At 33.6% G+C, this 13,350-nt stretch carries 12 protein-coding genes; 8 read left to right on the forward strand and 4 right to left on the reverse strand.

Going from position 1 to position 13,350, the window contains the following annotated elements:
- Positions 1-423 precede the first annotated feature (423 nt).
- Positions 424-3,477, forward strand: coding sequence for a hybrid sensor histidine kinase/response regulator (locus AC3WSO_RS11900; protein ID WP_492530993.1), 3,054 nt, complete (start codon positions 424-426; stop codon positions 3,475-3,477).
- Between the two features lie 461 nt (positions 3,478-3,938).
- Here AC3WSO_RS11900 and AC3WSO_RS11905 read toward each other — a convergent pair whose 3' ends face one another.
- Both AC3WSO_RS11905 and AC3WSO_RS11910 read right to left on the reverse strand, forming a co-directional pair.
- On the reverse strand, positions 3,939-4,118 hold the full coding sequence (locus AC3WSO_RS11905) for a hypothetical protein (RefSeq protein WP_492530995.1): 180 nt from the start codon (positions 4,116-4,118) through the stop codon (positions 3,939-3,941).
- 725 nt (positions 4,119-4,843) lie between these two features.
- Entirely contained in the window at positions 4,844-5,305 is a 462-nt protein-coding gene (locus tag AC3WSO_RS11910) for a GNAT family N-acetyltransferase (RefSeq protein WP_492530996.1), read from the reverse strand.
- A 174-nt stretch (positions 5,306-5,479) separates the two neighbouring features.
- On the opposite strand from AC3WSO_RS11910, the gene AC3WSO_RS11915 reads away from it, so the two are divergent.
- The 3 genes from AC3WSO_RS11915 (at position 5,480) to AC3WSO_RS11925 (ending at position 7,688) form a co-directional block, all read left to right on the forward strand.
- On the forward strand, positions 5,480-5,650 hold the full coding sequence (locus AC3WSO_RS11915) for a hypothetical protein (RefSeq protein ID WP_492530997.1): 171 nt from the start codon (positions 5,480-5,482) through the stop codon (positions 5,648-5,650).
- Between the two features lie 539 nt (positions 5,651-6,189).
- Positions 6,190-7,068 (forward strand): GNAT family N-acetyltransferase, encoded by an 879-nt coding sequence (locus tag AC3WSO_RS11920; protein WP_492530999.1) that lies wholly within the window; start codon positions 6,190-6,192, stop codon positions 7,066-7,068.
- A gap of 77 nt (positions 7,069-7,145) precedes the next feature.
- Positions 7,146-7,688 carry a GNAT family N-acetyltransferase gene (locus AC3WSO_RS11925; RefSeq protein WP_492531001.1) on the forward strand — a complete coding sequence of 181 codons (543 nt, stop codon included), beginning with the start codon at positions 7,146-7,148 and terminating at the stop codon, positions 7,686-7,688.
- 483 nt (positions 7,689-8,171) lie between these two features.
- On the opposite strand, the gene AC3WSO_RS11930 is transcribed toward AC3WSO_RS11925, so the two are convergent.
- On the reverse strand, positions 8,172-8,324 hold the full coding sequence (locus AC3WSO_RS11930) for a hypothetical protein (RefSeq protein WP_492531002.1): 153 nt from the start codon (positions 8,322-8,324) through the stop codon (positions 8,172-8,174).
- A 115-nt stretch (positions 8,325-8,439) separates the two neighbouring features.
- On the reverse strand, positions 8,440-9,060 hold the full coding sequence (locus AC3WSO_RS11935; protein ID WP_492531004.1) for a LysE family translocator: 621 nt from the start codon (positions 9,058-9,060) through the stop codon (positions 8,440-8,442).
- A gap of 484 nt (positions 9,061-9,544) precedes the next feature.
- On the opposite strand from AC3WSO_RS11935, the gene fabZ reads away from it, so the two are divergent.
- From fabZ to vanS, 4 genes are all read left to right on the forward strand, one after another.
- A complete protein-coding gene (gene fabZ / locus AC3WSO_RS11940) occupies positions 9,545-9,970 on the forward strand; it encodes a 3-hydroxyacyl-ACP dehydratase FabZ (RefSeq protein ID WP_492531006.1) in 426 nt (141 codons plus the stop codon).
- Between the two features lie 524 nt (positions 9,971-10,494).
- Positions 10,495-11,256 carry a glycosyltransferase gene (locus AC3WSO_RS11945; RefSeq protein WP_492531008.1) on the forward strand — a complete coding sequence of 254 codons (762 nt, stop codon included), beginning with the start codon at positions 10,495-10,497 and terminating at the stop codon, positions 11,254-11,256.
- Positions 11,257-11,465: 209 nt separating this feature from the next.
- Positions 11,466-12,161 carry a VanR-ABDEGLN family response regulator transcription factor gene (vanR, locus tag AC3WSO_RS11950; protein ID WP_492531010.1) on the forward strand — a complete coding sequence of 232 codons (696 nt, stop codon included), beginning with the start codon at positions 11,466-11,468 and terminating at the stop codon, positions 12,159-12,161.
- Between the two features lie 25 nt (positions 12,162-12,186).
- The gene (vanS, locus tag AC3WSO_RS11955) at positions 12,187-13,278 is read left to right on the forward strand and encodes a vancomycin resistance histidine kinase VanS (protein ID WP_492534334.1); all 1,092 of its coding nucleotides are present in this window, start codon (positions 12,187-12,189) and stop codon (positions 13,276-13,278) included.
- The last annotated feature ends 72 nt before the right edge of the window (positions 13,279-13,350 follow it).

Genomic DNA, 13,350 nt, shown 5'->3' on the forward strand with positions numbered 1-13,350 from the left:
TGGAGCCAAAACCGTGTACTTATGATACTAAAAAATTGATGTATATTCTTTTGTAGACAAGCTTAAAGCATAAACAAAGTCGCATTTGTCTACAATCTATAATCACCAGATTCGGGGCGGTGATTTTTTAAGACGTTGTAAAAAAGTATTTCAACTTATGAAGTAATAAGTATAGTTTTGTAAATTAAATATTGATTTGTTGATTTTTTGTAAAAATTGGATGTGTTACAAAAAATGGATTTAAAAGTAACGTTAACTCTGCTACGATAATATATCGGAGGAGGTGTGATTTGGTCTAAGGAGCTTGTATCATAACAGAAAAATACATAACACCTTTGACAATTAATGTTAATGGAAAAGAGTAAAATTGTTCTCATCATTTGCTTGTTTATTGTCTTTCTAACAGGCTCGCGAGTTTTATGGTTGGAATTATTTGATAATTCAGATCAACCTCATGCTGTAAAAGGCCAAATGGATTTAAGAAATTGGAATTTTAATGATGAACATGCCATAACACTCGATGGAGAGTGGGAGTTTTATCCTTATAATTGGTTGATTAGTGAAGAAAAGCACTTAGAATCTAAAAAGGTTCAATCTACATACATACAGGTTCCTGAGGGATGGAGTTCTTCTTTACAAGTAGAAAAAATGAGCCCTTACGGTTACGGTACTTATCGCTTAAAATTACTCGTCAATCCAGAAAACAAAATAACCTACAGTATTCGAGTTCCGAGTGTTCGGAGTTCTTCTGAAATTTATGTAAATGGACGACAGGTAGCAAAATCAGGTGAAATAGGGGAGAAAGCAGAAAATACAGTGGCCAAAAATGTTCCATATACTGTTTCTTTTGAAGCGAATGGTCATAAAGAAATCGAAATTATTGTTCAGGCTTCAAACTTTAAGGATCCTCGTGGTGGCGGTATAGTTCGCTCCATTAAATTAGGAAAAGAAAATATATTAGCTAAGGAAACTCAATGGTCGATAGCTATGCAGCAACTAGTTGCAGTGGTTTTTTTTATACACGCAATCTATGCTATCATTTTATTTTTTATAGGGAACATAGAAGAAAAAAGATTACTTTATTTTTCTCTATTATCGATGAGCATTATGAATTATTACTTATTAGCAAGCGATGACAAATTATTATCTTATTTGTTTCCGATTAATTACGAATGGGGCTTTAAATTAGTTCATCTTGCTATGGTAGGGATAGGCTTTTCACTACTTCAATGCATAAAACATTGGATGCCTCAACATGTGAGTAAATATACACGTTGGTTTAGTATTATCTGTGGTATAGCTGCATTTATGGCAATCGTGTTGCCTACTCGCTATATAATAACTTATCAAGATATATATATATTTATTTTAGGTATTGCGTTAGTAATAACGATCCTAACGGTCATGAGAAAAACTATTAAAGAGGTCAGAAATAATATATTTTTACTTCTTGCCATTTTAGCATTTGGCAATAATTACATTTGGGATGGTCTACTTCTCATCTTTGGAATAAAAGTGATTATGTATCCATTTGATCTTATTATCACAATGGCTTGTTTGGCTACATTATGGTTTAAAGGATATGCAAAAGTTTATTCAGATACGAAAGAACTTGCTACTAAGCTTCAAAAGGCTAATAAGTTAAAGGATGAATTTCTTGCTAATACGTCTCATGAGTTACGAAATCCACTTCATGGAATCCTTAACATTTCTAAAGCTGTTTTGGAAAGAGAAGAACGTGTACTCAGTGACAAAAGTGTTAAGGATATAGAAACAGTGCTGTCTGTAGGAAGTCGTATGTCACTTATGTTAAATGATTTACTAGATGTAATGAGCTTAAAAGAAAATAACCCTAAACTAAAGTTTAGAACTGTTTCAATTCATGCAATTGTATCGGGTGTATTAGATATCCTCTATGTTATGGGTGACGGAAAACAGATTCAGTTAATGAATCAAATCCCTGAAAATTTCTCAAAAGTAATGGCTGATGAAAATAGAGTGATTCAAATTGTTTTTAATTTACTTCATAATGCGGTGAAATATACAAACGAAGGTGAAGTGAAGGTATCTGGTCATGTAAGAAATGGAATGGCGGAAATTGTGATTTCGGATACGGGTATTGGGATAGATGAGGAAACTTTTGAACGTATTTTTGAACCTTATGAGCAGGGGACTCTTAGTAAGGCAATGATAGAAGGCGGATTTGGACTAGGTCTTTGTATTAGTAAACGTTTAGTGGAACTACATGGGGGAACATTATGGGTAAAATCAGTTGTAGGGAAAGGGTCAGAATTTACGTTTACTCTCCCAATATCTGAAATAACGGATGTGCAAGATGCTACAGAAAATGTAGCACTGCTATCAAATGCGAAGGAAGAATCAACGGTAGTGACTACTACAAAATCATTTGATGATCGAATTGAAAATCATTCAATCGTGAAAGTAAATCGGCCTAGAGTATTGGTCGTTGATGATGATCCAGTGAACTTAAGAGTAATCGAAACAATACTTTCCATAGAAAAATACAACTTAGAGATGGTTACAAGCGGTAATAAAGCGCTTGAAATATTAATGTCACAAGAGTGGGATTTAGTCATATCAGACGTAATGATGCCAAATATGTCTGGGTACGAATTAGTTCGTACAATTCGTCAGCATTTTTCAATAACTGAACTACCAGTTTTACTTCTAACAGCAAGAAGTCAGCCGCAAGATATTAAAAATGGTTTCTTATCTGGTGCGAATGATTACGTTACAAAACCAGTGGACGCTTTAGAGTTAAGATCAAGAGTGAAGGCATTAACCGACGTTAAACAATCTGCACAAGAACGGCTTCGAATGGAGGCAGCTTGGCTTCAGGCACAAATACAGCCCCATTTTTTATTCAATACATTAAATGCGATTATCACATTAAGTGAAATTGATATCAAGCGTACTAGTAAGCTAGTTGAAGCACTAAGTGAATTTTTAAGGGAATCCTTTAAGTTTCAAAATATTGATGAGCTTGTTCCACTGGAAGACGAAGTAAATCTTATTCGATCTTATGTATACATTCATAAGGAACGTTTCGGGGAGCGGATAAACGTAACTTGGGATCTAAACGTTTCCACAGACGTCATGATACCATCACTAACCATCCAACCGTTAATTGAAAATGCTTTGAAACATGGGATATTGCCCCGTGAAAATGGCGGGAATATTCATATTAGCATTGAAGATTTCGACACGTATATTGAGATCATTGTGTCAGATGATGGTATTGGAATGGATGAAGCTACGATGGAACGTTTACTTGAAAGAAAATCGGAGAGTTCAAATGGTATTGGATTGCTTAATACAGATCTTCGCTTAAAACAACATTACGGTAAAGGACTTCAAATTAAAAGTAAGCCAAATCAAGGTACAACCATATCGTTCGTAGTTTTTAAAAAGAAAGAAAAGTCAAACCAGTTTCAGCGTGAACTGTTGGTAAAATAAGAACATTCAATAGGTGCCACACCCCCATTTCATAATGGGGGTGAAGTTTTGTAAAAATACTGTCCATTTAAAATCCTGTTTCTGCAGGATTTTTTCTTTAACTATGGAAAGAGTAAGGAAAAGATAATACAAATAAGGATAGATACAGGAAGCCTTATTTAAGTTATAAAGTTATTTCAATATACATGACCTAAAATAGCCCAACAACATTCAGACATATTTTTTATTGCTATTTTACATAATAATCAAAACTGTAAAATGCAGGTATCGTTTGTGAATTCCTATTTCCGTCTAAGGAGCATAACATATGCACAGGTTCAAAACCTACATCCACATGATAGGATGAATCGTCTTTGTCAGGTACTTGAATCCATAGGAAGTTTCCATTGTGACGTATCTTTTATAAGGGATTTTATAAAAACAAGAACAGATAACCTTAATTAATCATCTGTCTTCAGCAATCATTTTGTAAATGAATCTTCCGCTTCATATAGATAACTTTTCTCAAAATTTTCTTTTGTTTCAGCAAAAACGGTTTTCTCCTTTGCTTCTGCTTGTTCACTAGCTGGAGCTTCGTCATGAGAAGAACAAGCAGTTAGTAAGAACGCAGCCAGTGCCCCGAAGTACAAGAATTTTTTCATTGCTACAACCTCCGTTATTGTATGTTACGTTTTAGATTGTGCAATTACACTTAGAATATAACGGAAATGGCGATGATAAAAATTTATTTTGTAACGGAAAATAAACGTTTAACAATAAAAAGGGGATATTGCGTGAAAAAATTTTAGGTTTCATCACAATTTGCGGAGTAGGTTACTCACATCAAGAATCAAAAGACATCATTCAACAGGAGCATAGCCCGAAACTAATAGGAGAAGTTTAAGCCAAGGGGAAATGATTGAAAAGAAAGCGGTTATTTTACATCTAAAAATTCAAGTTTGATTGGTGAACCGCAATTATTAGGATTTACGAATAGGAAAGAAGAAAAAATAATGGCTAGCCAACCAGGGAAATACGGTTAGCACTTTTGGGGGAGAGAGCGTTAAAAGAAGATTGAAGAAACTGGGTGTAAAGAAATCAACTTATCACCAATCTGCAATTATTCAAAAAAGGTTTTGGAAGGTTATAACTTGCTAGGATTAAGGAATTGGTCAATTACCTGGTTCTGAAATCGATGAAGTAAAACTTTTTAGCAGTCTACCAATATACCTAACATATCCTGAGATTCAACCCAAGTTATTTGAAAATTGACTATGGATATTTGTACCAAAAAGGTATAAGTTAATATAAAAAGGATAAATTTAAACTTCTGACCATATAAAAGAGCCTGCAACTTTCAATGCAGGCTCTAATATCGTATTTACTTTTAAAGTTCTAAGCGCATAATACGGCTCGTTTCCTTATATCCATGTTTTTCATACAAGACAAAAGCCCCGCTATTTTCTGCTAAGACACTTAACTCTAAGTGATCTAATTTACGTTCTACTGCCCATTTTTTTGCCTCTTGTAGTAAAAGTGAACCGATGCCTTTACTTTGATATTGTCCGCCAACAATTACATCCATAATATACGCATAATTATGCTGGACAATACAAGAATAAGGAGGAGTAATTAATTCTTGAATTAGTAAAAAGCCTGCAATTTTGTTATCTATTTCAACAACAAAAATATCTGATTTTTCTTCCGAAATTGTGTTTGTAAGAAAACCCACATCCTGTTTTGCTGGAGCTATGTACTTTGGTTGCAGTTTTGACATCTCTAAAAACAGTTCTTCATATAATATTTCTATTTGCGGAATATCTTCCAATATTGCAACTTTAATATTCATGTTCTACCTCCATTCGAATTTTATACTATTATACTTTACCATATTCTAATATTTTTGAGAATAATCAGTAAAATGAATAAAAAACTCAAATAATTAACACCGTATAAACCATAGAGGATTTCCAATACTAAAGCTGTTTTAAAATATTTAGTATGAGAAAGGAGGCTATCATCAGTGAGATTTTTTGCATGGGGACTTTTAGGTGCCGCAGCTATTTTTGGCGTAATGAAACGCCAAGCAATGTCAGACAATGCACAGCAAATGACATCGTCTCAGGAGGGCACGACGCCGGTACAATTAGTTGCAAACAGTAATCCACTTACCGCAAATACACCAAAACAATAAATAATGTACTTCAAGCTTATAGACACTGTAAAGGTCTATAAGCTTCTACATAAAAAATGAAAGCTCATTTTATTCTTTACAAAAGTATCCAGAAAAATGTATAGTTGTGTTAAATATATGGTGAAATGGGGTTTTGATTATTTATGATGAAACTTATTAATGGCTAATAAAATTTTAAAAAATTTTATAGTGCAATAAAGAAAATTAAGGTTTATATCTTAATTCTTTTTGTTCGCCCATTTGCACAATAGCGATTAGAAGTCATCATATCTATTCAAATCATATATTTTTAATATCTCCTATAAGCCTCTAGCAGGGTTAAGTCAAAATCCGGACGTATAGTTTATTTGTACAGAAGCTTAAGTCCAGCGAAATGACAGCTAAAATTACACTGAGGAGTATTAATTATATTGAATTTTAATCTGACTATGAGAAGGATTTCTTCTTATAGTTTTTTTATGTCTTTTTGGGGGTGTGCAAAATGGTAATGTCTCAATTACTTACTTTGAATTAATAAAATAGAGAAGTGAGGCGTAAAAATGACAAATTATCAATTAATTTATGATTACAAGGACAATCAAAAATATAGAGAAAGTTTCAATGAATTAGCAAAGCTAGTTTTTGGATTAGATTTTAGCCAATGGTATGAAAAAGGCTGCTGGAACGATCAATATAGTTGTTATTCATATATCGATGGAGAAAAAGTAATTGCAAATGCATCAATAAGTAAAATGACTGTTGCTGTAAACGGTAAGGATTTTAGAGCTATACAAGTTGGTACAGTTATGACGCATCCAGATTATCGTCATAAAGGTTTAGCAAAAAAATTAATGAATAACATTATTGATAAATATGAGAAACAATACGATTTCATCTATTTATTTGCGAATGAAACAGTCTTAGATTTCTATCCGAAATTTGGGTTTTCACGAGTACAAGAAAGTAGATATTTCATAAATGCTGATGGTTTACAGAAAAAGTCAAACATGACGAACCGAAAATTAAATGTTGAAAATATCAAAGATGTATCTTTATTGAAATTGTATGCGAAGGAAAGAATCCCATTGTCGTCGGTTTTAGATGTGAAAGATAATGAAAGTTTACTTATGTTCTATTTTCTTATTGCATTTCCTAATTCAATTTATTTTATCGAAGACCAAGACATTATAGTATTATTCGAAGAAGAGGATGAGGAATTACATCTTTTTGATGTTGTTAGTCGTAGTGAAATTGATGTTATAGAGGTATTAAGCTACATTACTACATCGGATATAAAAAGAATTATTTTTCATTTTATTCCTGATTGTCATGATTTAGAGTATGAAGTAATTGAAACTGAGGACGATGTATTGTTTATTCGTCCGATGATTAAATTCGGGACAGAACGACCGTTATTTCCATTAACATCGCATTCGTAAAGCCAGTTAAATGTTTGAGTTCAGTTAAATTATCGAGTTTTTTCTATTATAAGAATAAGTGAAAAGGGTGATTCAACTTGATACAAATAAAAAGGATATATAAAGAAAATTTCCCACAAGGGAAAAAAATTATCTATCAATACAGCTCCAATAATTATTATGATGTTTCCTTTAAAGAACGAGAAAATGGCTGGGCAGTTGATTTTACGTTAAAACATTTTGATACGCCATTTCACAAGTATTTGGAAGGAGAAATTTTTGAGGATCATATAGAGGATATTGAATGTTATATTGCTGAGTTAAATGGAGAAGAAGCGGGAATTGTTAGTTTTAATCATGAGAAGTGGCATCATGTGTTAAGAATTAATGATATTCATATAGATCAAGCCTACCAACAGCAAGGTATTGGTAGTAAGCTCATGGCTTTAGTTAAAAAGCGAGCAGCAGAAATTGGGGTGAGGGCAATCGTTTTAGAAACACAAACGTCTAATTATCCTGCTATACAGTTTTACAGAAAACATGGATTTCAACTTATTGGAAGTGACCTAATAAGTTACTCCAATAAAGATATTGAAAAAAGGGAAGTAAGGATTGAAATGGGGCTTGTACTTGAATCGTAATTTTCGAAAAAAGAGAATGAAAGTGACTTGAATAAAGTCAGACTTCTTCAGCAAAACGAGGGGATGATTTCCGTTTCGGCTGGGCGCTTTGTAGTTGCCGCTTCGCTTTCGCACAGATAAAACATTTGTTGTTGCTGCCGCTTCACTTTCGCGTAGAGCAGAGCTTCCTGGGGGCGTCCGATGAGCCACTTCACTCGCGATGCTCGCTCCAGGGTCTTGGACCAACAGATGTTTTTTGCGCGAAAGCGTAGTGTCAACGAAGCGGCAGCAGAGGGTTTTGGTTTTGATTGTGCGACAGCAAAAGGTTTTGGACTGCGCGAAAGCGCAGCGACAGCAACAACAACAGCACGATGTTGGTCACGAAGGCGTTATCACAGGATGTGATACTTTTAGCCATCGTTCCTTTATCGCTGATCCCCAAGGGTTCGCCCAGACTACACTCCAATCAACCACTTCTCAAAGTAAGTATTTTCCGGTATCACACTATACAATGATCTTCAGCAATATTAAGCCAGTAGGAAACTTTTCAGATGTTATAATGTCGGCGGTGTCTTCCGTTAAGGTTTCTAATACTAGTAATACTTCACTCCGATAACTATCCAACTGATGAAATAGAATTTGATGACGTGGCTTCATTTAAATTCTCCTTAGCTCTTTTTTTAATAATTATTGGATAAAATTACCTAAATTTCTCTTTAAAGAAATAAAAAAGAGAGAACACGTTTATAATCGTGTTCTCCCTAAGAAACTATTATCTACTTTGAGTTTGAAGTGCTAATTTAACGCCGAGTCCTATATAAACGAAACCAACAGCCTTTTCAAGCCAACGTGAACCATTATTTGTTGTTTTCGTAAAGATTTTTTCACCAATAAAGCTTGTAATAATAGCTAACAAAATAGTATACAAAGCGCTCATCACAACAAAAGTAATGCCTAAAATCAATAATTGTACAGTGATGGATTGGCCATTATGTTGAACAAACTGTGGTAAAAAAGCTAAGAAAAATAATGCAGTTTTTGGATTTAAAATCTCTGCTAAAAAACCTTGTCGGAATGAAGTACTAGCCGAGCTTTGTTCAACAGTTGGTTTTTCTATTTTTTGTGGTTTTGTTAGTAGCATTTGAATACCTAAATAAACAAGATAGGCTACACCAATATATTTCACTACTTCAAACGCAGTGGCAGATTTCATTAAAATGGCAGATAACCCTAAGACAGCTGCTAACGTATGGACTAAGTCACCTAATCCAATGCCTAATGCAGTGAAAATACCGTTCTTTTTACCACCTTTTAGCGTTTGCGTAATGGTAATAATAACAGCAGGGCCAGGAATTAAAAATAAGAGAAGAACTATTGCAATAAAAGATAACATATTAACCCATCCTATTCTAATAAACTAAACATTCAAGTAAGACAATAATAAGATTCATTTAATGAATGCAAAAAATATTATATGCTATCTTCTATATAACTGTCGATAAAAAAAGAAGTGAACTAACTATTTATAAAAATCAGAAAATAATCAGTAGTATTTGTATAATGATATATATTATTGAATTATAGTGAAGCGAGCAGACAAAATCATTTTTTCAAAACGAAACTTACATTCAAACCAATAGGGAGATATTATTTATGCGGATACACGAGGAGCAGTCTCAAATTATTTGAGAAACTTCCCATATGAAAATGTCCCTGCTCATACTTAGTCACTCAATAAGGAAAACTACTAATACAAAATAGTACAGTCACATGTATATTAGGATGTGGCTTTTATTTTGAAATTCAAACAAAAAAATAGTACCAACTACTAATAATTAATGCTAGAATTAGGTGATAAAATTATTGGAGGTTTTTTGATGCTAAATATTCAACAAATACAAGAGGTTTTACTACATCGTTATCCTTTTTTGTTAGTGGATAGAGTATTAGAATTAGAAGAGGGGAAGAGAGCAGTAGCCATTAAAAACGTCACGATAAATGAAGAGTTCTTTAATGGCCATTTTCCTAATTACCCAGTAATGCCAGGTGTATTAATTGTTGAAGCATTAGCGCAAGTGAGCGCAATTATTATGCTTACAAAAGAAGGGAACCAAGGAAGACTTGGATTACTGGCAGGTATTGATAACTGTCGCTTTAAAAAACAAGTGAAACCTGGTGATCAATTGCGTCTTGAAGTGGAAATTACACGCTTAAAGGGTGCCATTGGTAAAGGACGCGGGGTTGCAACAGTAGACGGAGAAATAGCTTGTGAAACAGAGCTTATTTTCGCATTCGGAAACTAAGTCTAAGTCAATTCGATTAATAAAAGTGCTGCAAAAATCATTGCAGTGCTTTTTTTTGTGTGCTGTGTCAAAAGTGTATTTAAAATTATATTGAATAATATAGTAAATGAATGACTTTTAAATGCAGGTGGTTACATGAACTATCCAGTAGCTCATTATATAGCCAATTGTATCAAGCAATTGATCATCCTCACAAATATTACTCTTTTCATGTCAAGCAGACCAATAAAGAGAAGCTCTAGTGACTAGCACAACATCCAACTATCCAAAGTCACTGAACGAGGTAGTAGGCCTTTCTTTAGAAATATGGCTAAGCGGCGCGATATAACAATTTCAGAAACAAGGTCTGCAAAGTAGAAGCTTGTTCTTTTAAGTTGAATATCGCATGTAGTATCTAAAGAGGAATTTAATTCATTCAGCTACAAAATAGACATAAAAATCCAAAAATTAAATATTTAAGGGGGAAGGATAATTGTATACTTAAATTAAAATAATGAGAACTAATTATGAAGGGGAGATTTTATATGTCGTTAAGTACACCATTTATAAAAGATGTTCCTGATGAAAATTTGAAATTTTCTGTAATCATACCTGCTCATAATGAAGAAAAATATATCGGTGAGTGTTTAGAGTCTATTGCAAAGTCTGCACAACCTTATAAAGATCAAGTTGAAGTTATCGTAGTTCTAAATCGTTGTACGGATAAAACGAAAGAAATTGCACAGTCTTACAATTGCGTGACATTGGAAAATAACGATAAAAACTTAGCCAAAATTAGAAATGCTGGGGCTGCGTTAGCAAAAGGCGAATTTCTGATTACAATTGATGCTGATACTCGAATGACAGAACACTTATTATCTGAAGTTGAAAAGCATTTAGCATCTAATCAATACATTGGAGGAGGCGTGAATGGTAATTTTGAAAGAATGTCCTTAGGTATCGTTGTTTCTAGCATGATGCTAATTGTTCCTATACTGTTCAAGTACGGATTTATCTCTGTGGGGATCTTTTGGTGCTACAAAAAAGACTTTCAGAAAGTAAACGGTTTTAATGAAAATATGCTAATGGCAGAGGATGCTGATTTTGCTAAGCGTTTAAAAGTATGGGGCAAGAAGAACGGAAAAAAATATGGGACAATTAAAAATGGGATGATAACTTCTTGTAGACGATTCGACCATTATGGCGACTGGATGTTACTGAAACGTCCAGATATAGTTTTGGCTTATCTCAGAGGTACGAATAAAAAGGCTGCAAATGAAGCCTATTATGATGATCAAGCAAGGTAATGAAATCTCCTTAATATGTAATTTCGGCATGAAAATTTTTTAGACCACTTCGTTGTAAACGAGTGGTCTTTTTATGTGTAATTCTTTAGATTTTCTTAAATAATAAGACTTTGCATGACAGTAAGTTTAACGGAATGATATGATGTTGGATGATTTAAATCAATGTTTTAAACAAAGATGAAGTTATTTGAATAAAGGTGGTTATGAGCATGGATATAAATATTCTTGTAGTTGATGATGAAAAGGAAATTGCGGATTTAATTGAGCTTTATTTAAAAAATGAGAATTTTAATGTTTATAAATTTTACGATGCTCATGAAGCGTTAGCGTGTATAGACTCGATCAAGTTGGATCTTGCTATTCTTGATGTAATGATGCCTGAAATCGATGGTTTTGAAATTTGCCGAAGAATTCGGGAACAATTTCATTTTCCAGTGATAATGTTAACAGCGAAGGAAGACGAAATAGATAAAATAACGGGGCTTACATTAGGGGCTGATGACTACATAACTAAACCATTTCGTCCATTGGAGGTTATTGCGAGGGTTAAGGCTCAAATTCGCAGATCTACAAAGTACAATCATCAGGGGACAATACATAATGATCCGATTATTGATTTTTCAGGTTTAATTTTAGAGCAAAAAACCCGAAAATGTATGTTAAATGAAAAACAGCTGTCTCTTACTCCTACAGAGTTCTCCATATTGTGGTTTTTATGTGAAAATCGAGGGCGTGTCGTTTCATCAGAAGAATTATTTCAAGAAGTGTGGGGGGAGAAATATTATAGCAGTAACAATACGGTAATGGTTCACATTAGGCATTTACGAGAAAAGATGAATGATTCCGCCGAGAACCCTAAATTCATAAAAACTGTCTGGGGAGTGGGATATACCATTGAAAAATGATTTTGGAAAACTAAAAAGAACAATCATGCTTCAAATTTTGCTGATTTTAGTAATAGCATTGTTAGTCGGTTATTTCATAAGCTATGTGTTTATTGATGGTGTCTTACAAGCCCCTTTCGCGGATTGGTTTATTCGATTTTGTGAAAACGTGCTACAGCTTGACTATTATTCGGCACAGAGAGCCTATGGTATATTATTCCAACAAAATAAATCTCTTTGGTTAGCGATAGGCTTAATTATTTTGCTATTAGTAATTTTTTATTTTGCACTTTCTCGGTTTACAAAGTATTTTAACCAAATTGCCATAGGTGTTAATATGCTTTCGGAGGAATCAAATCGGGAAATAAGTCTTCCTTCTGAGTTAGATTTTATGGAGAAAAAATTAAATGATGCTAAAAATAAATTAGAAAAACGGGCAAAGGATGCACAAGAGGCTGAGCAGCGCAAAAATGATCTCGTAGTTTACCTAGCGCATGATATAAAAACACCGCTGACATCTATGATTGGTTACTTAAGTCTGTTGGATGAGGCAAAGGATATGCCTGTAGACCAAAAAGAAAAGTATGTGAAGATTTCATTAGAAAAATCATATAGGCTAGAGCAGTTGATTAATGAATTTTTTGAAATCACAAGATTTAACTTACAGTCCATTATTTTAGATAAAGAATCCATTAATTTAAATTACATGTTAATGCAATTGGCCGATGAATTTTATCCTTTATTGGCCCCTAAAGGGCAGCAAGCAATTGTGAATATCGAGGGAGAAATGAAGGTTTTTGCGGATGCTAATAAATTAGCGAGGGTATTCAATAATATTTTAAAAAATGCCATAGCATATAGTGATGACAACAGTTTAATTCATATTAGTGCACACCATCAAAATGACCAGACATTAATTTCATTTACAAATAAGGGGAAAACAATTCCACCAGAAAAATTAAAGATGATTTTTGAAAAATTTTATCGTTTAGATTCTGCCAGATCGACTCAATCAGGTGGGGCGGGGCTTGGTCTTGCAATTGCTAATGAAATAGTACATGCTCATGGAGGAACGATAACAGCTTCAAGTAATGATGAAAAAACAGTTTTCACCGTTATGCTTCCAACACTTTCTTAAGAAAACTTAAGAATTCTATAATAGATAATTAAAAAAGGGCTCCTTCTTTTATGTTTCAATAGAGGCATTGAG

The sequence above is a fragment of the Lysinibacillus sp. EB106-09-02-XG168 genome (assembly GCF_058791475.1).